The organism is Halorubrum sp. AS12, assembly GCF_051122765.1.
Classification (GTDB): Archaea; Halobacteriota; Halobacteria; order Halobacteriales; family Haloferacaceae; genus Halorubrum; species Halorubrum trapanicum.
The window spans coordinates 1,853,172-1,874,831 of record NZ_CP185385.1 but is presented as its reverse complement, the minus strand read 5'-3'; the positions used below and the strand labels follow the sequence as shown (position 1 = coordinate 1,874,831).

Here is a 21,660-nt window from a genome sequence, read left to right as displayed (position 1 = left end):
TCAGAGGAACACTGCAACGACGACGACAAACAGGAGCGACACCAGCATGAACGTCACGTCACGCGGCATGATCTCGAGGTCGCCAAGTCTGAGTTCCCGACTGACTTCGTCGCCCAGTGAATGGGAGAATCCCTTGGTTTCCATCGCCTCGACGGTGACTCTGGAGCGTTTCGCGACGTTGAACGCCATCGGATAGAACGCCTTGATCGAGAGTTTCAACAGGTACAGGTAGTATCGCCACCGCAGCAGACCGGAACTCTCCGGGGGTTTGTTTCGGAGTCGAAGGGAGTTGACCAAGTCGTGGTACTCCTCGAGCAGAACCGGCATCATTCGGTACCCGTACGCGATCGCGAAGGTGAGTGGCCGAGGAACGCCGAGACTTAACATTCCCTTGGCGAGTTTCTTCGGGCTCATCGCTGAGAAGGCAGCCAGACTCACGACTGAGATGACGGTCAGTTTCATCGTGAACGGGAGGAGCGCGACGCTGTTGTCAACGACCGCGCCTCGGAGGCCTCCCGATCCCCCTTGCCACCAGTAGACGACGGAACTAATGAGCACAATAAACCCGATGTTCGAGAGGCTCCCCCATATCAGGAGGCCGAGAAGGTAGATGCTGGTCTGTGAGAGGTACGCCAAGAGCAACGAGGCCACGAGCATGGCGAACAGCGGCTCTGGTTCGTAGAAGAACCAAGGGACAATGACAAAGACTGCTGACCAGATGATTACGACACGCGGGTCAAACTTGTTTAACAGCGCGTCCTCGTTGTCGTATGCTGTCCGCATGAGGTCGACCTTGATGTCGGCGATTGTGATGTTCCGGATCGCGTCGAGATACCCCATTATCGCACCTCCCCCGTCCGAAGCTGATCGACGATCTCAGATGTCGTCAACGAGAGGGGATCGATCCCGAGCCTGTCGCTAAGTTCGACCACTTGCGGTGGCCGGAGATGTGCCCGATCTAGGAGTTCGGGTCGTTCGAACACCGACTGTGGCGTTTCGTCAGCGAGGATGCCGTCCGGGCCGAGCACGATGACTCGATCGGCCCATTCGGCCACCAGTTGGAGGTCGTGCGTGGCAATAACGACTGTTTCCGTCCTGGACGCTGACCGCGAAAGCATCTGCGTCACCTCGCGACGGCTCTCGAGGTCGAGGCTTCCGGTCGGCTCGTCGAGCAACACGATCGTGGGATCGGTCGCTAAGCCGATGGCGAGCGATGCCCGCCGCTGCTGGCCGATGCTCAAGAGGCGACCGTCCCGGTCGGCAATGGTTTCGAGGTTTAAGAACTCGACTACATCGTCGACTCGCTCGTCGATCTCCGGAACGTCCCGACTTCTCAAGTAGTACGCGATATCCTCGCGGACCGTCTCCTCGACGAACATTTCCTCGGGGTTCTGATGAATGTACACCGTCTCCTCGGCTAGTTCCTCGGGGAGCGTGTCATTCGTATCGTCGCCGAGGACGGTGACTGTCCCGTAGTCGGGGGATTCGAGGCCAGTCAAGAGCCGGAGAAGGGTGGACTTCCCCGTCCCGTTAGCACCGACTAGGGCGACCCGATTCCCGGCATACAACTCCAGATCGAACCCATCGAGGACGGTCTTTCGGCCCTCACGGAGCGTGGGGTAGCCGTGAGTCACGTCGCGGACGTTGATGAGCCTCTTGGCGGAGCCGCGGCCGTCTGGCGTCGCCCGGTGGCTCCGTTCAGGGGTGTCAGTCGGGAAGGTATCGACGGCCTCCTCGACCGTCACCGGATACCGACCGTTCGGCAGGGTTCCGTCTCCGTTCGGGAGGTCCCGGGCGATCTGCGTGACCTGTGGCGGATGGATGTCCGCGTCGAGCAGTTCGCCGACCCGGTTCAGTCCTACATCAACCGGTTCGTTCCACGCCACGCCGCCGTCGGCGACCATGACGAGCCGGTCGCAGTAGTCGGCGATGAACTCCGTATGGTGTTCGATCACGATCACGCCCACATCTGAGTTTCGCTGGATCTCCCGGAGCTGGTCGTAGGTTTTTCGAGCGTTGTGGGGGTCGAGTTGGGCCGCCGGCTCGTCGACGATGATGAAGTCTGGATCCATCGCGAGGACGCCCGCGAGCGCAACCAAGTGTTGCTGGCCGCCACTGAGTTCCCAGATGAACCGATCGGCGGCATCCTCAAGCCCAACCGCCGTGAGCGCCTTCATCGCACGGGTTCGATAGTCTTCCAATCCGTGGTTTTTCGGGGCAAACGCCACGTCATCGAAGACGATCGGCTGAACGAGCTGGTTCTCGAAGTCCTGAAATACGTAGCCGACCATCTGAGAGAGCTCCGAGACATCGCTTTCGGTCGTCACGGTGCCGCCAACGCTGACCGTCCCCTCGAACGTCCCGTTAAAGAAATGCGGGATAAGTCCGTTAAACGCCTTACACAGCGTCGTCTTGCCGCTCCCGTTGCCACCGATGATCGCGGTGAAGGTTCCGGAGTCGATTTCGACGTTCGTGTTCTGTAAGACCGGGTCGTCGCTCCCCGGATATCTGAACGTCAGGTCATCGACGGTGATCGTGATTGGATTCATTGAGTACTAAAAAGAGGCAGTATGATTACGCGGCGGCCCGCTGGCGGCGGTACACCACGGCGTACGCGACGATCGCGGCGGCGAAAATCGGCACTGCGAGGAAGACCTGTCCGTAGGCCTCGACGAACTGCGGTTCGAAGACGAGGAACGCTCCGCTGGTTTCACTGAAGGCCTCGAAGACGAACGCGATCGGCGTCAGGATGACCCACGCGAGGAGTCCCTTGATCGTATCCCCGTTGATCCGCTTGCCACTCGGGTGACCCTCGACCGACTCCATCCCGAGCAGCGGCTCAATCTTCCCGCGCATCCGTGGATAGAAGTACATCATTGGGAGTGCACCGAAGATGAACCCCGCGATGATGACTTGGGTGGTTGCACCCGCGATCTCGACGGCCCAGATTGTCTCCGGGAGCCACTCGATGGCTTCGAGCGACTCGACGCCGACGTAGAACTTCCCGACGTCTATGAACTGTGCGGCGAGTTCCTCCAGTCCTTTAGCCACCACCGCCAACACCGCAAGCCACTTCACGTCTTCCGGGTCGGTGATCATCGTCGTCGCGATGTACAGCGAAATCGTGATCATGAGCAGGCTCTCGACCGCACCGAATGCGCTGAAATCACCGATCAGTATTTCACCGAAGACGATCCCTCCGACCGGGACTGCTAGACACGCCCAGAAGGACCGAAAGAGGAAGACGAGCGTGTAGGATATGAAGAGGAACGGCCCGAGTTCGAGCTCCAAACCACCAAGAGAGAAGGACGGAAGCAGCTCCGCGAACATCATCTGTAACCCGTGGAGAGACATGATCAGTATAAACACCATCATGTCTTGGTTATCGAAGCTAAACAGACTCTCACTCTGCTGGTTTAAGGTCGCCATCCAAGTTTCAGATATCAGCCATATATAAAAACAGTTTATAATTTTGATACTTTCCAATATTCTTCGATACGGACATCTCAATACCGCTCCGGATGAATATCCCATCCTAAGCATCTTCGTCGCTTTGAGGAAAGGCCTCATCCGAGAACTCAGCCAAACCCGTCCGGCTGGGCGGTTGATCCCCCACTCGGCGCCACCGTTCCGGACTTCGGGGCGAATTGACTGTAGTCCGTCCGCTGAGACGACTCTTGGCCCCAACGTACCGCATCCCGATGTGCTTCGCCGCGTTGTGATCTGCGTTCGTTTCCGACTCACACCTCTGACACCGGAAGTCCATGCGGGTTCGGCAACTCTCGTCTGTCGCGAACTCACTCGGCTATTCACACCACCCAGTCGAACACTCGAGACGGCGTTGATGGCAAACAGTCGACGGTCGCGTCCACCAAGTGTCAGTCCCTACCTGTCTCGCCGGACGGAGGCGACCCCCGTGATGTGGCATTACAAACTGGATCCGCGGGATGATGAGTTTCTTTAAAAGGAAGTCTACGCATTCCTGTGTTTCAGGAACGTAATTCAGCGATACGGGCGCGACGGGTCTTCGTTTACTCGGTTTGCGCCGAGTCGAGTTGTGTTTAGTGACATTGTTTTTATCATTCGAGGAACTCCCAGCGGCGTTCCGCCTTTTCGAGGTCCGAGGCGCGATCGTAGTGGAGATCGAGCACGTCCTCGGAGGAATTCAGTCGGTCCGAGACGATCGCCCGCGGAACGTTGTCGTTCCTGTAGCGCGTGACCCGCGCCTTCCGAACGTCGTGCGGTGACCGAGCGGACGGGCAGCCGCTCATCTTCGTGTACTGCGTGTGTTCGCAGGTCTCCGGGTCCTCACCGTGGGGACACTTGACACCGATAGCGCACGGGCGGGTCCATCGGTAGAACGTTATCCGAACAGCACTGGGCGAAAGCCGTCCCTCCCGAGTCGTGTACAGCGGGTTCCGGTCGTGGTCGTCGGTGTTCTCGATGCGGGGACCGTCGATGTAGTCCTGGAGAATCTCAGCGACGCGGTCGCTGATCCGGTTCACCCGCTCGCCGTCCATCTGATTCTTGAGCGGGGTTCCCTTTCCGGGCCGGTGGACCAGCTCGATGTGAGGTTCGTCGACATCGAGGTGAACGTCTCCGAGGTCGAGCGCGCGAAGGCCGCCGAGTCGAATCCCCGTGTGCCAGACGAGCGCCCAGACCGCGTGGTCGCGGGACGCGTACTCGTACTTGGCGAGATACTTCAGGATCTCAGGGACGCGCTCGGGTTGGATCGTCGAATCGCTCACCTGGTCGTCCTTCGTGAGCGACGGAAGATCGACCCGCTCGTAGAAGTCCGGGGGTACAGCCTCGATCTGCCCACAGAACTTCATGAACACTCGAACCACGGTGAGCGCGGACGCGAGAGTACGCGGGGCGATCTCGTCGTCCATCCCCTTCGAGTAGCCACCATTCCGTCGCCAGCGACGGAAGTGGAAGATATCGCGACCGGTGAGCTGGTTCATGTCCTCGATCTCACCTTCCTCCTCGCACCACTCGATGAAGGCGCGGAGGTGGCTCTCATGGGACCGATACGTCCAATCGGCCGCCTCGTCCCGAAGGGCTTCCAGGTGGAGATCGCGAGCGTCCGCGGGCGAGATTGACTGAAGATCGTCGCTCACAGGAATCCCTCCGGGGCGTCGAGGATCGGGTGATCCGGATGGTTCTCGGCGAAGTGGTCGAGGTAGCCCGCGACCTGTCGCGCGTACCTGGTGAACCCGTCCGGTGGGTCGGGGTCGATGGAGGCGCCGCACACCTCGCAGCTGGAGAGATCGCGAGCGTCGGCCGCCGCGATCAGTCGGGGATCATCACTCATTACGACCTGCTATTCTGAGGCTACCAAAATATAGTTTGTCCCTGTAGCGAACGTTTCTTATCTCGGATTATATAATGTCGCGCCCTCGATAGCAGGTATGCGAAAATCCGGGAAGTGGATGGTTCTCCTCGACGAGCGGATTCTAGAGCTGTTCGTCGAGTCCGACGAGGATTACATGTCCGTCTCCGAGATCGCGGAGCATCCCCGGATTCCGTACAGCTCGCAGTACGTAGGCCAGCGGAGCAGGAAGCTCGCGAATCACGGACTACTGTACGCGGTCGGGAACGGGATGTACACGCTGACCGACGAGGGTGAGGCGTATCTCAAGGGGGAGTACAACGCGGCAGAGAACGGGAACGCGGAGGTATCGAGAAGTGAAGGCGCTGGTGAGACTCAGGACGAGGCATAAATGTGTCAGATGCGTCGGATGGGTCGGTGGATGTACACCGTTGACGAGCGGATTCTAGAACATTTAGCGGAGGAATCATGGGCGTCACCCTCTACAATGGCAAAAGAAATGGAGTTCCAGCAACTCAAAATGGATTCTGAATACATAAACCAAAGGTGTGTTTGTTTAGTTGAACGGGAGTTAATTGCTCCAATTATACAAAATGAAAACATGTATGAGATCACACGTTGGGGTCTCGCCTATCTACGCGGTGATCTTGATGCCGGACACTTACAAAAATGGCCTATCGAAGTGTGATCTAAATGAGTAGTAACCATACAGAATTGATTAAATTCGCTATAAGGATCTTTGGAAAGTTCGTGTCATACTTGTACAATAAATTCAAATCTTCAAATAAATTTCTGCTAACAATCAGCTTGTCAACATCCGTTCTCATATTGGACATTCTGCTTTTTGGAGGAGAGTTACGTACAGATATCGCGAATTATATTGGATCAAATGAAGCACTATTTAGTGTGATTCTATCCACTCTTTTGGTTTTATTGTATCTTGAACAATACAAATTACAAGAAACTCAAGAAGAACTAATACAAAGGCAGACGGAGATATCTGAAGCGACCGAAAACCCAATTTTATTCATTAAACGTGTTAGTATTACAAAAAACAATATGTCTCTTTATATGGAGAATATCGGAAATGGACCCGCATTGAATATGCATTTGTTTTTGTATTCGGGAGAATATAAATCGGACAATGAGTTTTTCCAAAAAGAAACAGCTATAGAAAACAAAACACCCGGAGTGAATACAATAAGTGAGTCTGACGGAACTGATCAATACATCACCGAATTATCTTATAGAACTTTTAACACGCCGGTTGGGAAGGCTGGTCAATCAATAAGTATTGAGAATTTAACATCTGAGCAACTCAACGCTACAAGACCAGAAAGAGCAGAAATGAAATTGTGTTTTATGTTCACAGACATTACTGGAAGAAAAAAGTTTGAAGATCTGTTTGAAATCTCTGGAGACCCTGCCGATTGTGAAAATTTTGAAGATTATCTTGGTAATTCAAATATCACAGTAGTGTCGACCAACAGCAGTAATGTCGTAATGTCGGACTATTGGAAAAACAACCTATAATGTAAATGGCGCGACCCCCCACAAGGAGGGGTCGCGCAGGCTCCCGCCCACTGAAATGGGTGAGTGGGTGGAAGGGTGGATCGGCGTTCTATAACTAATCGGTCATTAGAAGTTGTTGGATACCTGAGTAGTGATCAGCGAGGGTACACATCATTATTTATATAATGTGTTACTCCAACATAGAAACATGACTGGTGTCCTACTAGAAAATCTTCCAATAATCGGTATAATAGCATCCGGCTTCTATTTGTTGCTGATTGTATATTATTTTAGTTTTAGAGAGAAATTTTTTAAAAAGAAATCCGCATCAGAGGAAGAGAAAGAGGTTGTCCGAGAAGCACTTACCATGATGGTCAAAGAGGAAGAATTTGATGAAGATGTGGGAGAGGTCTTACAATCTGCGAAGGATCTGGAAGATAGCGGTTATAAAATAACTATTGAAATTGAAAGACATCCGAATAATTCAGAAGAGGAGGAATAGCCATGGGAGACGAAGAGGATACCGAAGAAAGCAGTTCTTCAAGATGGTTCCCACTAGAGAAAAATCTAAGCATTTTTATGATATCTCTATTCGTTTCAGGTGCTGGGTTTGTTGTAGCCGCAACATTATTAGAAGTATTTGTTGAGGGAGAAATAGTGAACGCGATACGATTGTCTCTATATCTTACTGGCGTAGCTTTCGGCGGACTTGTAACATCTATTGAATTTTTAATCAGAATATCAGAATAGCGTCACTAAATTTTGGGACACGACAATGTGTAATTGGAACATTTTAGTGAAATCAAGATTATGAAAGAGGGCGTTAGTAATTCGATAATAATGAGAGCCATTACGACGGCCCACGATTACGCAGCTCGTCGAGGAGATCGGGCCAGTCGAGGTCGAGAGAGAACAAGTCGGGTTCAAGGTTCCAGTTCCACGGAGCGGCATCGTCCGGGTCCGGTTCCGCGATGGCTGGTTCGAGATTTTCGACGGTCCCGCCGAACAGCTGGTTCGTCGGCTTATCAGCGTCAGCGGGCCAGTCGGCGAAGAAATCGACCTCCTTCTTCGAGTGTTTGAAGTACGCCGTCGTGAACAGCCGCTTTAGCTCCGGGTGGCAGTCCTTGCCCGTGTGGAACACCGTTCCGAAGACGTCGACGTTGATCTTCGCCATCCGCTTCGCGAGCGGAGAGAACTGCGCCGCGACCTCGTAGGAGTTGGTCCGCGCGTCGAAGTGCGTCGAGCCCTCGTCGATGAACACGAATTTCGGACGATCGCGATGCTCGATGCACGTGACGGCGAGGTCGTGCGCACTCGTGACCACGAGGTCCGTCCGGGGCCACGTCCGCGAATTCGAGATGACGAGGAGATCGTCGACGGTCGCCGAGCGGAGTTCAGCCAGGAGCGCCATCAGGTTCGTCTTCCCCGTGTTCGGGTTGCCGGCGCCGCCGATGAACGCCGTCGCGTCGTTATTGGTCATCACGTCGTCGAGCCGCAGCGGGAGCCGGAGCGCGGAGCCGTCCAGGTCCTGCTCGGTGACGCCGACGAGGTGCGAGAGCAGCAGCGAGTTCCCCGACCGAATCGCTTCCGACGCCTTCCGCGACTGTTGGGTCCGGTCGACGAGGTCGAGCAGCTGCGAGTCCTGGACAAGCTCCGGGTCGAGGTCGTTGAGGAACACCGACGCCGACACGTCGTCTGGGTCGATCATTCCCGCTCGGGGGTCGAGGTCCCGATCCGTGTCGATGCGGCCGGAGAGCTGTTCCGCGAGCTTCGCCGCGGTCAGCATCCCCTCGTCCGAGTTAGACATCCGCGCTCACCTCGGCGGATTCGGCGTGCCCGTTTCGAGATTCGTCCGGGTCCTCCGGCGTCGAGAAGTCGAAGCCGGATTTGTGTTCCATCTCGTCGATCGCCTCGTCGTCGACGAGGTCCGAGAGGTCTGAGTCCGAGGCGTCGTCGAGGCCGAACTCTTTGAGTTCCTGGTCGACGGCGCGTTCGATCCCTTCGCCGGAGTCGGGAAGCGACCCATCCTCGAACAGTTCAACGATACGCTCGACCGTGTTCCGGGTCGCGCGCCGGACCACGACGAACGCGGAGCTTTCGAGGATGAATCCTCGCTGCGCGTCGTCTTGGAGCTGGCCGCGGCACTCGTGGACGGCGCGGAGCGCGCGGGTGAGGTCGCGGTCGTCGAGCGTTCCGCGCCAGGTGCCGACGACGGTCATGTCTTCGAGGTCGACCTGCTTCCCAACGTAGAGGTTCGGGGACAGCTGCGTGAGGTCGTACGTCGAGTTGACGAACTCATCATCGTCGAGGATTTCGAGCTCGCGGAAGTCCTCCAGGGGGAGACGGTAGATCCCGCCGTCGAGAACGCGGGCGTCGAGGTCGATCAGGTAGACCCACGCGGGATTGTAGAGCCACGAGACGACCTTGTTCCCGGTTAGGAATCCGAGCGGCGAGAGTCCGACCGCGGCGACGCCGAACACGTACCAGAAGCGCGGCACTTCGAGGTCGAACCCGACGATCGCGGACAGGCCGACGAGCGCGATCACACCGACGGCGAGTTCAGGCACGTGGCTGTGGAGCCAGTCGAGTATCTTCACGTGGCGAGGCGGTTCGGGTCGGGGTTCTGGTGCGTCTCTCATGCTAACCTCTCAGGTTCCTCGCTGCGTCCGTAGACGACCTTTGCCACGAGGAAGATGGTCACAACGGCGACACCGACGCCGCCGCCGAGACCGGCGGCCTGCGCGTCGCTGGCCGTGAACGGTCCGGCGACGATGGTCGAGGTCGTTTCGAGCGGGACGCCGAACAGCGTGGAGCCATCGTCGATCGTCACTCCGGCGCGTCCGTTCGACGGTTGGACGGACATCCGAATCTCCGTGCGGCCGTCGACGATGAACGAGTCTCGGCGCAGCTCGCGCGACTCAGTCAGCGCGACCGCTTCGGTCACCGTCACCCGGTCGCGGGTGTCAGAGTCGAGCAGCAGCACGGCTTCGCCGTCGACGTAGTCGGCAGAGCAGAGCCGGAGCGTCGACGTGATTTCCTCAGAGCAGGTGTTCACCTGTTCACCAGCCGTCGCGTTCTCGGCGGTCGCGTTCGGGGCGTCCTGTGCGGCGACAGCGCCGGACAGCGACGCCACTACCACGAGCGCGATAAGGAGAAGTCGGGGGAACATTGTGGTCAGTTACTCAGGACGCCGAGCGCGACGAGCGCGGCTACGACGACGGCGACGATCTCGCCGGGGATACCGAACATGTCGAACTGCCCGAGGTCGATACCACCGCCAGACTGTGCGTTCTCGTACTTCTCGATCAGCTTCTGATTTTGCTCTTCGAGGTCGTCCCACTCCTCCTGAGTGATGTAATTCGAGTCGTCCTGTGGTTCGGAGTTCTCGAACGTCGTCGAGGTCACTTCCTCGCCAGACTGCGTGTTCGTCAGCTTGTTGACGGTAAACGAGCCATCAAGCTGAAGCGTCTCGTACTGCGTCTCAGTCGCAGTCGAGACGAAGCGCGCAGAGTCGACTTCGGTGATGTTGGTTTCGAGGTCGTCCGAGGCGTCGTACGTCCACTCCGTGGCGCCGTCGACCGCAGACCAGTCACCGGCAGGGACGGAGACAGTTTCACCGGCAGTCGTCGTCACCTCGATCGCGGTCGATTCGTACGGCTCCGAGGTGATCGTGATGGTCCCGCCGTCGACGCTCGTGTTGATCGCGGACCAGTCGCCCTCGACGAGACTCATGTCGGTCGTGAAGTACACGTCGCCGGAGAAGCTCGACGGGTCGTACGTCGTGCCCGACTCGATCGGACCGTCCGACGAGTCAGTCAGCGCGAACGTGCCGGTCAGCTTCGCGCCAGAGTTCTCGATGGTGATGGTCGCCTCGCGTTCCGCGTCGACCGGGATGTTGAGAGCAATGAGATCGGCAATCGCTTGGTTCATGCCTTCCTCCTCGGCCATCATCGCCGCGCGTTCCTTCGGCGTCACGAGGTCGGAGATCTCGATATCGCCGCTCTGAACGTCGCCGTAGACGTTCGTTACCCACGTCGAGATGCCGTTCAGCACATCAGATTGGGCAGTTTCGAGAGCAGAATATACCTCATTCCACTTCGGGACACTCTGGTAGGTCACATTATCGCCATTTGGGTTTTTGGCTATAATGGCGATTTGACCGCTGCTAACGTCGATGTTGCCACTCCGGTCTGTATTGACGAGGTCGCCTTTACCGTCGAACGTGCTGTCGTTGCTCGCCTCCATCGCCATGACGAGCGTTTGAACGTCGTAGTTCGTGCCGTCGAACAGCGTTACAGTATTCGTCTCGTTGCTCTTCCAGCTTTGGAAGGACCAATTGTAGGACGAGCTTGTGTTCTGGTCGACCGCGTTGGCTGTGAAGGCGTCCGAGACGGACAGATCAGGGTGACTGCTCAGGGCAGACCGTAGCTGTGAGAACTCGTTCATCCCCTCATTCCAGCTATCCAGCATATTCTTCTGAATAGTCGTGAAGTGAGAGATCGCCGCGTCCTCAGCAGCAGATAGTACCTCGGACTCAGTTGCGCCAGCGTTTAGCTGCTCGATGGCAGCGATTTTTGCTTCCGTGTAGGCCGTATGCCGGATGCCGTCGATGATGTTGTTGTTATCGACTATGGTGCTGGCGTTCGTCGACTTTCGTTTCCGGGCAGCGGAGTAGACATCCTGTTTCAGAACGTCAGCAGTCAGGCCCTCAGCCGGAGCGTCAGCGCCGACCACCTCGAATTCGCGGAGCGCCCAGCCGACACCGACGGAGCCGGCGACGAGGCCAGCGCCGATCAGCGGTGCGATCGCCTTAGCGTCCTGTGCGAAACCGTTGTCGACCGAGAGGCCGATCGTGGCAGCGCCAGCAGCGCCGAGACCTTTTACGAAGGTCCGGCGGCCCAGATGAGCAGGGCGGTCGGAACGATCACCGTCAGCGCCCACATCAGACCCATCAGGAGGGCGATTCGAAGCGGTACAGCTAGTCGGGTCGTCATGATTGGAACTCATAAGTTGAGGGTCGAGGGTGGTTACCGAACAGCGACGCCCCAGGCGACGACCGTCGCGAGGAACGCGAGGATCGGGCCGAGGTTGCTGCTCGTGTTGATGATGTCAGCGATCTGCGGGACGTACTGGTAGGCGACGATGACGAGCGGCCCAGCTGCGATCGCGATCTGTTCCCAGCGCTCGTAGCTCTCGAACTGCTTGGTCTCGCTGCTCGCGAAGGCGATCACGTACGCAGCGAGCGAGATGAACGTGGCGTGTTCGGCGGTCAGCGTGTAGTCGAGCCACGTCAGCATGACCTCGGAAATCCCGCCGAACTGGTAGAGTCCGGCGAGGACGAACACGACCGACAGCAGCGCGGGAAGCGTCCGCAGGTGGGTGTAGTCCGAGAGCGTGTCGGACATCGAGCGCGAGTACGACGACGCCATCAGGAACCACCCGGGAACGCGACCTTCGTCGGGTTGTAGTCGTGGGTCGAGCCGTCGTCGCGTTCCAGCGTCACCTCGTCGGTGGCCATCGCGACCCAGATCTGTTCGCCCACCTCGATGCGGTCCTGCGCAGCTGCGCGCTTCACCTCGTCCTTCGCGAAGTACCGCACGACTCCGCGACTCTCGTCTTTGATCTTGAGCCGGTACCAGGGGCCGTAGTCGCCTTCCCCTTCGGTCAGGTCGAGGACGAGTCCGTCCAGCACCTCACCGGGTTCGAGTTCCACCGTGGGAACATCGCTGTCCGGGTCGTTGCTTTCGAACCGTTCGTAACCGTCAGGCGGCGTCGGGTTTTCAGTCGACATCTCCAACTGTTTGATTCGACAGTTGGAAAATAAAACAGAACAGAAGGCAGAGTGAAAGTATACAGTATGTAAGTGTGATTAAAAATGTTAGAAAAATGTTAGTTCGTCCCGAATGCGATCGTAATCAACTCTCTGAAATTCCACGTGACCGTGATTATTTCGGTTCTCATCAGTATAGTATTTGCCCTCCAAGATATCCCCACTTTCATGTGTTCGGTACCGTAGGTCGTTTGTCCCTTCGTGAATACCTACCCCATCGGGTGAATCTCCTCGTGGATGGTTTCTATAGTTAATCCGGAGTACTGGATCGGTTCTGTCCCGTATAACAGATGCTGTCGTGCTTATTGACTCTGAATGCGGAAAATCAATTGTTACTTTGATATTGGACCAAGTTTGGTCGATTACCATTATGGGAGTTTCCTCAGACGTTTGTTGTTCAACCTCATCGGTATCCATCTCAAATTCACCAAGACGTGTTTGCTCATGTGATGATGTGAGTCCACCCTTCCAGGTCCCGCGAAGATCGGGAGGTGATGTGAAATTGGATACAAGCGGAAAATGCCAGAGGTAGCGATCCCATACAAAGAATATAGCAGTGAATATTGCAAAAGTTGGTAAGCCAGGCGGGACAAGAGACGTTGTAAAGAATGGAAGAATGGCGAATAATTCTATGAGAGTTTCTTGAAGAAAACTGCTCAACAGAACGGCGGTGAACATTAAATACCCGACTTTTCTCCACCTTGCGCCAACTATTGAGTACGGGTGCATCAGTATGCTTCCCAAACTTGCTCAAACATATTCACAGTCGCATTTGCGTTCGATACTGACCATCGCTCTGATTCAAGTGGGTGACACAACGGGTACATCTCAGACTGTTCAGGAAATTCGCCTATGTCAGCGACTTTCAGCCATTCAACAATGTCCTGATATCGATCCTGTAGATCGTTTTGATCGATGAGTTCATCTGGTACATTGTATAATAGACCCTCTAAATAATACGATGAGCAAATATTCTCTGGGGCAATTTCATTCCGTACACTCCATTCTCTAGCATTTTTGAACATCCTGATTGTCGGTTTGTACCTTCCGTTCGTGTCTTTGTTCTTCTTCGTCCCATTTTCCCGATGTACCTTAGAATAGTTGACAATGGAGGGCTGGCCGACTCCAGGTCTGAAAAACATACCAGTCGTATATTCCTCTGTGCCATCAGGACCAAAGTAGGTATAATTCCTGTAATCAGCACAGGCAACTACGTCAGCATCGAGTGGTATCGGAGTGTCATCGTTTGATTTAATCTTTATCGCTTTGCCACTGCTGTCGATATTTTCTCTGCCGAAGTATCCTCTGAGAGACCGTTTTACTCTTTTATAGAAGTTCTCCCACTCGTAATCGAGATCAGTGTACTCATCCCAGAAACGTTCTCGCTCTTCGCGGCTCAAGTCTGAGAGACCCTCTTGAAATGGCATGTTAACTCTTACCACAACATCAACGTCACTTGATGCGTATATATTGGTGTCATTAGCGTAAGATCCCTGTAAATGAATCTCGTATGAGTGTTCGAAATCTTCCCGTCCTAAGCCATACCTGTCCTGTTCAACAGCATTTTGAATGGAAGAATAGGTTCGCTTAGAATTTTGAACCGCCCCTTGGTTAGTCCACGTCTCAAGTTGAGTAGATGAAATAGTCATATAGATTAGTGCTCACGATGCGGTTTTATATTTTCTGCCAACATGAGCCGACCAGAATATTCACTCACATGGAGGAAGCATACATTCTCTCCGTTTATTCCGGCCCATTGTTGGATTTGAAGCATGATAGTCCTCGACGATAAGGAGACTCTCAATAATCTCTGGGTCTGTAATCCCGTCTCCGACGAATTTCGCAGCAATCACCTTCGGATTATGGCTCGCAATTCCTGTCCGAGCATCTCGGAATATTTCGCCCTGTACGAGATCGTGCCGGAGCCGAGTATTCTGGATAACATTCTTTATCGGGAGTTCTAGTGATACCATGTCGACACCGCCGCCGCCGGGCTGGTGTTCGTTGCCGTCGGCGTCGACGATCGCCTTCAGTTCGTAGCCGAACGCGGGTTCCGTCGAGCGACGGTCGAACGCCTCGGAGTCGGGTTCCGTTTCACCATCCAATATCTCACCGACGAACTCCTTGTGAGCCGGGTCGATGTTCAGATGCGCGAGCATCGAGGGTAGAGAGACGTTTCGGCCGTGTACGTCGAGGTAGTCTTGAACACGCTCGCGAATCAGGCTCTTTCGCGGGGATTCTCCGTAGGCCCATGCGCTGTCGGCACTCGGCCACCGTTCGGCAAGTGACCGATCCGGGTCCGGTTCCGGCGCCGGAGCAGCTGCGTCAGCGGCCCAACGGAGATCGTCGTCGAGGGCGGGTTCGGTCTCGGGGGGCCCGTCGAGCTGGTCTTGGTCGACGGTCCACGGAGAACCACAGCAAGAGCAGACGACATCGGCGCCACGGCCGTCGTCCCAGCGGATGCGCTCGCCGTGCGCGTCGACCTGTCCGGACTCTTCGTTTTCCGCACGCTGTTCGCACCGATCGGCGCGGATGGCCTGATTCACGGTCTGCGAGCGGGTAGTCCGCTGGCGAGCAGCCGACCAGTAGACGGCGCCCCACGCGATGTACTCGATCGGCTTGTCCAGCAGGTCCTCAGTGTAGCCGCCCATGTACGCGGCGAGGTACGAGCCGAGGTTACCGACGTCTGCGTTCATCGAGATACAGCCGTCATCATCCTGGAGGTAATCGTCGATCGCGTCGTAGTCGTGAGCTGACCAGCCGGCAGGGTCGCACACTTCGAGGTGTTTGTCGATGACTCGTTCAAACTCGGAAGCGACCGGACGGAGGTCATCGAACCCAGCACCGTCGAAGTAGACACCGACGTGAATATGAGTGTAGCAAGCATTGAGACCGGCGTCTTTGTCGGGGTCCGCGGCGGTACCCATTCCGTGCGGTTCGGCCTGGAGCCAGTAACCCCACTGCTCCGAGTCGAGGTCGAGGTGATACTCCATCACGTTGCGGAGGGTATCGCGGACGCCGCCGTAGCTAAACGCGTCGTGGATCGCGTCCATCTGTTCGACAGGCGGGAGGCGGTCGCCGTCAGGGACTGACGAGGCGGTCAGAGTGAGCATCACGGTTATCGGGTCGTCCCACGCAGGAACGGCTTCACCACCGGACGGGCGTTTGCCACCGGACATCTGTCGCTGGAGCGCGCGAGCGCGAGCATACTGCTTCTTGCTGTAGTCCTTCCCCCACGCGTCGGTGAGCGGAACGTCGAACTCGTCGCCGGTTTCTCGATCCTCGAATCGGGCCATCATACCCTCGTACTCGTGATGTGCGCGGAGGAAGGCGTGAACGGCGTCGAGCCACGTCCCGGCAGAGCGCGAGCGAAGCGATTCGACGGCGAAGGTGTCCTCGAACGGCTGGTCGGGGTCGACGAACTCCTGTTCCCACTCGGCTTCCGTGAGGATACGCCGAAGCTTTCGCCCGTGCGTCTCGGAGAGCGGTTGATCGGCCAGTTGTGGGTACTCGGTCGCGAAATCGCTCACGCGTTCGACGACGGGATCGGCGTCTTCCTCTAATCCGGTGAGAGAAGCCGTTACAGAGTTAGTCTCCTTGGAAGGCCAAGACGCACCCCCTTCGTCAGGGGCGCTCATCGCTCACCTCCAAGCGTGCGCGACCGCTCCGCGACCTCGACAGCACCGCCGCTCGTTTGGCGACCTTCGGTCGCCTGTGCGCGGTCGGCGCCGTTCGGTCCGCATCCGGCGGACCTCACGGACCACAAGGTCGCCGACCGCTTGGAGAGACTGACGAGTGTCAGGTCGAGGGGGCGAACGAGATCGTGCCGGAGCCGTGGGGAGATGGACCGGCGCGCAGCTGGCCGGTTCACTTCTCGTCGGGATTCGAGAGCTCGCTGGGACGCTCCGGGCAGTCCAGGGCGTGCCCGTACTCGAGGTTGCTCGACGAGTTCCGGGTACACCGCTGGTTACAGAACGCGCACCAGAACTCACCCGGACCGTCAGCGGACAGAGTGGTCCCAGTTGAGTCGTCGGAAAGACTCACCGCAGATCACCCCGATTTGCGGAGCAAATCGCAGGACTGCGAGAGGGCAGTTTTGAGAGCGAATTTATCGCAGGTTTTTCTCGGACTCTTTGTGAGTCTAAAACCCGATTTTGTAGGCTATAGGGCGGCCTACTGGCTAGAATTAGATTACACCAGACCGAGTTAATTTCAGACGGGCGCGACGGGATTTGAACCCGCGGCATCTTGGTCCGGAACCAAGTGCTCTGTCCGCTGAGCTACGCGCCCTCACGACCGGGTATCCGCGGCGAGCGTTTAACGCTTCTGACTCAGATCGTCGTCCGGCGGTCGGGGACCCGTCTACCGCTCGAACGCGTCGGCGTCGTCGGCGACATTCGACGCGTCGGTTCCCCCGTCGGTGCGGGCCCGGTCGGTCGCGTCGCCCTCGTCAGTCGAGATCACGTCGGCGGCGTCGAGGAAGCGGCCGACGAACAGCAGTCCGGGGCGGCGCTCGACGACGGCGACCCAGACGACGAGCGCCGGGGGTAAGACGATCAGCGACGCCAGGTACGCGAGCGTGATGCTGGCGGCCGTGAGCAGCCCGAACTGGCCGAGGATCGGGGTGATAGCGAGGACGAGGACGCCCGTGCCGAGCGCGGTCGTCGCCCACGTGCCGGTGAGCGCGCCGCCGGTCCCGCGGAGCGTGGTGACCACCGCGGCGTCGACGTCGCCGCCGTGAGCGTACTCGTCGTGGAAGCGGTGCGCGACGTGGACGGTGTAGTCCACCCCGAGTCCGATGGTGATCGCGAGGATCGTTGCGGTGATCGCGTTGAACGGGATCCCCGCGAGCCGCATCGTGGCGGTGAGCGTCGCGACGGCGACCGTCACCGGGACGAGCGTGACGAGCCCGAGCGTCGGGCTGCCGAGCAGCAGCCAGAACAAGATCACGAGAAACACCGCGGAGAGCCCGAGCGCGGCCGCCAGCGAGACGATCGCGGACTCGAAGATCGTGTCGGCGACCGCCTGGAACACGACGATCTGGCCGGTCGCGGTCGCGTCCCCGCGGTAGCGGTCGGCCACCTGTCGGGCGTCGGCGGTGATCGCGGCGTCGCTGGCGTCGGACTCGACGGCGTACACGACCCGCGTCGAGCGGCTGTCGTCCGCGAGGTACTCGCCGGTGAAGTCGTCGTACGGCGAGTCGCGCAGCTCGGCGTAGATCCGGTCGAGGTTGCGGTTCGGGCGGCCGTCGTCGAGCGCGGACTCGTCGACGAGCTGGGCGAACTCGGGGTCCTCCGCGGCGTAGCCGTCGATCGCACTCTGGACGCTGTCGGTGCTGGCGCGGCCGTCGACGGTGACGAACGTGTCGGGCGGGTCGCGCTCGGCGCGCGCGAGGCTGCGCAGGGCCGCGTCGCTGGTCATGCGCCGCTCGACGTATATCGTGACGGTGTCGTCCTCGCTCGTGGCGAAGTTGTCGGAGAGGAAGTTGATCGTCTCCGTCGCGGTGTACTCGCCGGGCTGGAGCGGCCCGGGGAAGTAGTCGACGTAGTCCGGCTGCTCGCTCGGCGGGAGGAAGTCGTCGTCCTCGAAGGTCGTGTCGACACCCGCGCCGTAGCCCGCGGCGCCCGCGGAGATCAGGAGGACGACGAGGAGGAAGACGGCGGGCGCGGGCCGCGAGATCGCGGACAGTCGGGGGAGGAACCGGCCGAGCGTCGACTCCTCGGAGCCGAGCGGGCGCGAGCCGAACTCGGGCAGCGAGCGCTCGGCGCGCCAGCGGTCGACGACCAGCTTGGCGGCCGGGAGGAAGCCGACGAAGATGACGAGCGTGAAACAGATCCCCAGCCCGGCGACGACGCCGAACTCCCGGAGCGGGGGCAGCGAGCTGGTGAGGTTCGCGAGGAAGCCAATGATCGTCGTCCCGGCGATGATCGAGTACGCCACCACGAGCTGCCCGAGGGCGCCGCGCATGGCCGACTCCGGCGGCGCGCCCGCGGCGCGGTCCTCGCGGTAGCGGTTCACCGTGTGGATCCCGAAGTCGATCCCGATCGCGAGGAGGAGGACGGGCACCGCGATCAGCACCTCCGAGAAGGCGATCCCTGCGTAGCCGGTGAAGCCGAACGTCCACACGACCGTCATCAGCAGCGCGATCCCGCCGAGCACGAAGTCGAAGGGGTCGCGGTAGGCGTACGCCAACAGCCCGAGGATGACGGCGAGCGCCGCGGGCACGACGATGGCAAGCGAGTCGAAGATGACGCGCTCGAACTCGCCGTCGACGATCCCGCCGCCGAACGCGGTGACGTCGCCCGGGGCCTCCTCGGCGATCGTCTGCGCCTCGCGCTGGATCGCCTGCGTGTCGGCCGAGGCCGGGAACGAGTGGCTGACGACGCCGAGCGCAGCCGAGGCGGTCCCGGACTCGCGGTTGAAGTCGTCGGCGAGCAGCGTCGCGAATCCGGGGTCTTCGGCCGCGGCGTCGACCGCGTCGTCGATCTCGCCGTCGCTGGCGCGTTCGATCGCGTCGCGGGCCGCCGCCGGGGTGTCGGCGTCCTCGTCGAGTTCGGCCGCGACGTCCATCGCGGGCGCCGAGACGTCCGTCACCCGCAACCCGTCGCGGTCCGAGAGCCGTTCGGCGGTCGCCAGCATGTCGAGGAGGCCGCGGCGGTCGAGCACGTTGACGTCGCGCTGGATCAGCTGCGTTGTCGGCTCGTCGCCGCCGAACGCCGGCTCGAACCGCTCGTTCACGCGGTCGAGCGCGTCCGCCTCGTCGAGCCCGTCGGTGAACTGGTCGCTGCCCGCGCTCGCCTCCAACAGCGCCATGCCGGGCGCGAACAGGGCGGTGACGACGAGACAGGCGATCACGACCCGGCGCGGCTGCTCGATGACCCGGTCGGTGATCGCGCCGAACAGCCGGGTGACGGGGTCCATCTATCGGTCGCGGAGCCGACGGCGGAAGTCGGATATCGCCCGGCTCACCTGACCGCGCTGCCAGACCAAGGCGCCGCCGACCGCGACGGCGCCGAGCAGGGCGACGATCCCGAGCGGCGACGAGAGCGCCCCGCCCTCGTCGTCTTCGACCACCTCGACCGGCAGCCGGTAGGTGTCCGAGAGCTGTTCGTCGCCGTCCGCGTCGTCGTAGCGGAAGTCGACCGCGGCCGCGTACGTCTTCGGCGTCGCGCCGCCGTCGACCGCGACCTCGAAGCTGACCGTCGTCTCCTCGCCCGGGTCGAGCGAGGTGACGAACGCCTCGTCGTCGGACGAGGAGAGCGGCGAGTCGACGAACAGCTTCGCCTGGACGTCCGTGATCGGCTCGGGACCGGTGTTGCGGACGACCGCGTCGTACCGGACCGTCGACCCCGGCGTGACCGTCGACGGGTCGGTGGCGTTCGGCTCCGCCGGCGACACCGCGAAGGTGTCCGCCTCGGGCGCGACGTCGACGACGACGTCGAGTGTGTCGGAGACGATGACGTCGCCGGCCGACCCCGTCGACACGAGCGAGACGGTGCCGTTGTCGCGCTCGCTCGCGCTCACCCCCTCGTCCGTGCCGAGTCCGCGGTAGCGGACCGCCACGTTGACCGTCCGCTCGCCGGGGTTCGCGTCCGTGCGGAGACCGGCGTCGAACGTGGCGGTGGCCGTCTCGCCGACCGCGAGGTCGCCGACCGTGTCCCGGGTCGAGCGGGGGACGATGTTCTGGTCCGACTGGACCGTCTCCTGCCCGACCCCGTCGGGGGCGGGCGCCTCGTTGCTGAACACGACGACCGCGTTCTCGACGTCGCGGGGACCGCGGTTGCGGACCTCGACGGAGAAGGAGCCGTCCTCGCCGACGCGCAGCGTGCTGTTCAGCCCCTCCGCGGAGAACGCCTGTTGGGAGAGCGGCGTCACGCCCGTCCGGACCGTCCGGGCGGCCGCGTTGGCGCGCTCGGCGTCGCGGTAGTCGACCTCGAACTCCAGCGTCGACGCCCGCGCGGTGGCCTCGCCCGCGGCCGCGAACCGGTAGGTGAACGTGCGGTTCTCGCCCGGCGCCCACGACTCGACGTACGTCTCGGTCGTGCCCGCGTCGGTGGCGAAGGAGAGGTCGGGGTCGACCGGGTTCGCGGCGACGGAGGCCTCACGGGCGGTCTCGTTCTGGACGTTCCGCATCGTCACGTCGACGAGACCGTTGTCGCCGGCCTGAACGACGCCGTCGACGTCGACGACCGCGAACTGCGCGCGGTCGGTGATCTCCACCGAGACCGTCACCGTCTCGGCCGTGATCTCCTCGTCGCGGACGGTGTTGCCGTCGTCGACCTCGGCGCTCTCCACGTTCCGGTACTCCAGCCGGATCGGGACGCGGTAGACGCCCGGCTCGGCGTCCTCGTCGGGGACGACCGTGAACTCGATCGGCCCGGTGACGCCGCGCGCGACGTCGCCGACCGTCTGCTCGCCGGTCCGCACGTCAAAGGGGACCTCCCGATTCGTCGCGTCGCCGGTGAGGATCCGCGCCGTCGTTTCGTGGGCGGTCACCACCTCGCTCTCGAGGTTGTCGGCCCCCTGTTCATCGATGTCGCCGCGGTTGTTCAGGTTCACCTGGAGCGTCGACTCCTCGCCGGGGACGAACGCGGTCTCCGGCGCGAACGCCTCGATGTCGGGGTCGCCGCGCACCGTGTCGTTGGCCTGCTGCGCGACGACCGTTCCGGTCGCGAGAAGGGACGCGACGAGAAGGAGGACAGCGACGGTCCGGATTCGACTCATGTTGGTTGCGTCCGCGTACGGGACTGCGACGTAATACCCTTCGGGAACCCGTGACAACAATGTATCCGTTTTCGGAGAGGATCCGTCGGCGACGGAGACGTGTTCGAGACGGACGAACTCGGATATTCGTCGGATACAGACGGCGTTACCGGAGTTCGAGACGAAAAGCGTCACCGGACGCCGCGAGCGATCGACGAAACGGACGGGCGTTGTCACTCCGTCTTTTTATATAGATCGGCGACGGCGAGCGCCGACGCTTTGT

General features: G+C 59.6%; 22 protein-coding genes, 1 tRNA gene and 1 pseudogene. 5 read left to right on the top strand and 19 right to left on the bottom strand.

What is annotated here, in order from left to right; all coding sequences use genetic code 11:
- The 6 genes and pseudogenes from ACODNG_RS09385 to ACODNG_RS09360 all read right to left on the bottom strand — a co-directional run bounded on the left by ACODNG_RS09385 (position 1) and on the right by ACODNG_RS09360 (position 5,314).
- On the bottom strand, positions 1–840 hold the full coding sequence (locus tag ACODNG_RS09385) for an energy-coupling factor transporter transmembrane component T family protein (protein ID WP_434521098.1): 840 nt from the start codon (positions 838–840) through the stop codon (positions 1–3).
- Positions 840–2,549 (bottom strand): ABC transporter ATP-binding protein, encoded by a 1,710-nt coding sequence (locus tag ACODNG_RS09380; protein WP_434521097.1) that lies wholly within the window; start codon positions 2,547–2,549, stop codon positions 840–842. The genes ACODNG_RS09385 and ACODNG_RS09380 overlap by 1 nt, the downstream gene beginning before the upstream one ends.
- 25 nt (positions 2,550–2,574) lie before the next feature.
- Positions 2,575–3,429, bottom strand: coding sequence for a hypothetical protein (locus tag ACODNG_RS09375; RefSeq protein ID WP_434521096.1), 855 nt, complete (start codon positions 3,427–3,429; stop codon positions 2,575–2,577).
- A gap of 106 nt (positions 3,430–3,535) precedes the next feature.
- Positions 3,536–3,796: pseudogene (locus tag ACODNG_RS09370) on the bottom strand (RNA-guided endonuclease InsQ/TnpB family protein); the annotation flags it as partial.
- Between the two features lie 283 nt (positions 3,797–4,079).
- The gene (locus ACODNG_RS09365; RefSeq protein WP_434521095.1) at positions 4,080–5,120 is read right to left on the bottom strand and encodes a tyrosine-type recombinase/integrase; all 1,041 of its coding nucleotides are present in this window, start codon (positions 5,118–5,120) and stop codon (positions 4,080–4,082) included.
- Entirely contained in the window at positions 5,117–5,314 is a 198-nt protein-coding gene (locus ACODNG_RS09360; protein WP_434521094.1) for a hypothetical protein, read from the bottom strand. Before ACODNG_RS09360 ends, ACODNG_RS09365 begins: the two co-directional genes overlap by 4 nt.
- 97 nt (positions 5,315–5,411) lie before the next feature.
- Between ACODNG_RS09360 and ACODNG_RS09355 the strand changes: the two genes are divergently transcribed.
- From ACODNG_RS09355 to ACODNG_RS09335, 5 genes are all read left to right on the top strand, one after another.
- Positions 5,412–5,723, top strand: a complete 312-nt coding sequence (locus tag ACODNG_RS09355; RefSeq protein ID WP_434521093.1) for a hypothetical protein — start codon at positions 5,412–5,414, stop codon at positions 5,721–5,723.
- A 30-nt stretch (positions 5,724–5,753) separates the two neighbouring features.
- Complete coding sequence (locus tag ACODNG_RS09350) at positions 5,754–6,020, top strand: hypothetical protein (RefSeq protein WP_434521092.1); 267 nt, start codon at positions 5,754–5,756, stop codon at positions 6,018–6,020.
- Positions 6,021–6,160: 140 nt separating this feature from the next.
- Positions 6,161–6,865, top strand: coding sequence for a hypothetical protein (locus tag ACODNG_RS09345; protein WP_434521091.1), 705 nt, complete (start codon positions 6,161–6,163; stop codon positions 6,863–6,865).
- A gap of 187 nt (positions 6,866–7,052) precedes the next feature.
- Positions 7,053–7,346, top strand: a complete 294-nt coding sequence (locus tag ACODNG_RS09340; RefSeq protein ID WP_434521090.1) for a hypothetical protein — start codon at positions 7,053–7,055, stop codon at positions 7,344–7,346.
- A 2-nt stretch (positions 7,347–7,348) separates the two neighbouring features.
- Positions 7,349–7,594, top strand: coding sequence for a hypothetical protein (locus ACODNG_RS09335; RefSeq protein ID WP_434521089.1), 246 nt, complete (start codon positions 7,349–7,351; stop codon positions 7,592–7,594).
- 100 nt (positions 7,595–7,694) lie between these two features.
- On the opposite strand, the gene ACODNG_RS09330 is transcribed toward ACODNG_RS09335, so the two are convergent.
- From ACODNG_RS09330 to ACODNG_RS09270, 13 genes are all read right to left on the bottom strand, one after another.
- Entirely contained in the window at positions 7,695–8,651 is a 957-nt protein-coding gene (locus tag ACODNG_RS09330; protein ID WP_434521088.1) for a hypothetical protein, read from the bottom strand.
- A complete protein-coding gene (locus ACODNG_RS09325) occupies positions 8,644–9,483 on the bottom strand; it encodes a hypothetical protein (RefSeq protein WP_434521087.1) in 840 nt (279 codons plus the stop codon). The genes ACODNG_RS09330 and ACODNG_RS09325 overlap by 8 nt, the downstream gene beginning before the upstream one ends.
- The gene (locus tag ACODNG_RS09320; RefSeq protein ID WP_434521086.1) at positions 9,480–10,013 is read right to left on the bottom strand and encodes a hypothetical protein; all 534 of its coding nucleotides are present in this window, start codon (positions 10,011–10,013) and stop codon (positions 9,480–9,482) included. The genes ACODNG_RS09325 and ACODNG_RS09320 overlap by 4 nt, the downstream gene beginning before the upstream one ends.
- 5 nt (positions 10,014–10,018) lie before the next feature.
- Entirely contained in the window at positions 10,019–11,785 is a 1,767-nt protein-coding gene (locus ACODNG_RS09315) for a hypothetical protein (protein WP_434521085.1), read from the bottom strand.
- 86 nt (positions 11,786–11,871) lie between these two features.
- Positions 11,872–12,273 (bottom strand): hypothetical protein, encoded by a 402-nt coding sequence (locus ACODNG_RS09310; RefSeq protein WP_434521084.1) that lies wholly within the window; start codon positions 12,271–12,273, stop codon positions 11,872–11,874.
- The gene (locus tag ACODNG_RS09305; RefSeq protein ID WP_434521083.1) at positions 12,273–12,635 is read right to left on the bottom strand and encodes a hypothetical protein; all 363 of its coding nucleotides are present in this window, start codon (positions 12,633–12,635) and stop codon (positions 12,273–12,275) included. Before ACODNG_RS09305 ends, ACODNG_RS09310 begins: the two co-directional genes overlap by 1 nt.
- Before the next feature lie 87 nt (positions 12,636–12,722).
- Positions 12,723–13,418 (bottom strand): hypothetical protein, encoded by a 696-nt coding sequence (locus tag ACODNG_RS09300; protein WP_434521082.1) that lies wholly within the window; start codon positions 13,416–13,418, stop codon positions 12,723–12,725.
- Entirely contained in the window at positions 13,403–14,323 is a 921-nt protein-coding gene (locus tag ACODNG_RS09295) for a nucleotidyltransferase domain-containing protein (protein WP_434521081.1), read from the bottom strand. The genes ACODNG_RS09300 and ACODNG_RS09295 overlap by 16 nt, the downstream gene beginning before the upstream one ends.
- Before the next feature lie 60 nt (positions 14,324–14,383).
- On the bottom strand, positions 14,384–16,312 hold the full coding sequence (locus ACODNG_RS09290; protein ID WP_434521080.1) for a hypothetical protein: 1,929 nt from the start codon (positions 16,310–16,312) through the stop codon (positions 14,384–14,386).
- Between the two features lie 229 nt (positions 16,313–16,541).
- Positions 16,542–16,718, bottom strand: coding sequence for a hypothetical protein (locus ACODNG_RS09285; protein WP_434521079.1), 177 nt, complete (start codon positions 16,716–16,718; stop codon positions 16,542–16,544).
- 173 nt (positions 16,719–16,891) lie between these two features.
- Positions 16,892–16,964: transfer RNA gene (locus ACODNG_RS09280), tRNA-Arg, on the bottom strand.
- Positions 16,965–17,036: 72 nt separating this feature from the next.
- The gene (locus ACODNG_RS09275) at positions 17,037–19,595 is read right to left on the bottom strand and encodes an efflux RND transporter permease subunit (RefSeq protein ID WP_434521078.1); all 2,559 of its coding nucleotides are present in this window, start codon (positions 19,593–19,595) and stop codon (positions 17,037–17,039) included.
- Positions 19,596–21,398: a COG1361 S-layer family protein gene (locus ACODNG_RS09270; RefSeq protein WP_434521077.1), complete on the bottom strand. Its 1,803-nt coding sequence runs from the start codon at positions 21,396–21,398 to the stop codon at positions 19,596–19,598.
- Positions 21,399–21,660: the final 262 nt, after the last annotated feature.

Bases quoted from the DNA above. Each gene is read 5' to 3' on its own strand.
- ACODNG_RS09380 (WP_434521097.1), bottom strand. From the start codon at position 2,549: ATGAATCCAATCACGATCACCGTCGATGACCTGACGTTCAGATATCCG.
- ACODNG_RS09310 (WP_434521084.1), bottom strand. From the start codon at position 12,273: ATGGCGTCGTCGTACTCGCGCTCGATGTCCGACACGCTCTCGGACTAC.
- ACODNG_RS09320 (WP_434521086.1), bottom strand. From the start codon at position 10,013: ATGTTCCCCCGACTTCTCCTTATCGCGCTCGTGGTAGTGGCGTCGCTG.
- ACODNG_RS09340 (WP_434521090.1), top strand. From the start codon at position 7,053: ATGACTGGTGTCCTACTAGAAAATCTTCCAATAATCGGTATAATAGCA.
- ACODNG_RS09270 (WP_434521077.1), bottom strand. From the start codon at position 21,398: ATGAGTCGAATCCGGACCGTCGCTGTCCTCCTTCTCGTCGCGTCCCTT.
- ACODNG_RS09295 (WP_434521081.1), bottom strand. From the start codon at position 14,323: ATGACTATTTCATCTACTCAACTTGAGACGTGGACTAACCAAGGGGCG.
- ACODNG_RS09275 (WP_434521078.1), bottom strand. From the start codon at position 19,595: ATGGACCCCGTCACCCGGCTGTTCGGCGCGATCACCGACCGGGTCATC.
- ACODNG_RS09335 (WP_434521089.1), top strand. From the start codon at position 7,349: ATGGGAGACGAAGAGGATACCGAAGAAAGCAGTTCTTCAAGATGGTTC.
- ACODNG_RS09290 (WP_434521080.1), bottom strand. From the start codon at position 16,312: ATGAGCGCCCCTGACGAAGGGGGTGCGTCTTGGCCTTCCAAGGAGACT.
- ACODNG_RS09305 (WP_434521083.1), bottom strand. From the start codon at position 12,635: ATGTCGACTGAAAACCCGACGCCGCCTGACGGTTACGAACGGTTCGAA.
- ACODNG_RS09325 (WP_434521087.1), bottom strand. From the start codon at position 9,483: ATGAGAGACGCACCAGAACCCCGACCCGAACCGCCTCGCCACGTGAAG.
- ACODNG_RS09350 (WP_434521092.1), top strand. From the start codon at position 5,754: ATGTACACCGTTGACGAGCGGATTCTAGAACATTTAGCGGAGGAATCA.
- ACODNG_RS09330 (WP_434521088.1), bottom strand. From the start codon at position 8,651: ATGTCTAACTCGGACGAGGGGATGCTGACCGCGGCGAAGCTCGCGGAA.
- ACODNG_RS09355 (WP_434521093.1), top strand. From the start codon at position 5,412: ATGCGAAAATCCGGGAAGTGGATGGTTCTCCTCGACGAGCGGATTCTA.
- ACODNG_RS09385 (WP_434521098.1), bottom strand. From the start codon at position 840: ATGGGGTATCTCGACGCGATCCGGAACATCACAATCGCCGACATCAAG.
- ACODNG_RS09375 (WP_434521096.1), bottom strand. From the start codon at position 3,429: ATGGCGACCTTAAACCAGCAGAGTGAGAGTCTGTTTAGCTTCGATAAC.
- ACODNG_RS09360 (WP_434521094.1), bottom strand. From the start codon at position 5,314: ATGAGTGATGATCCCCGACTGATCGCGGCGGCCGACGCTCGCGATCTC.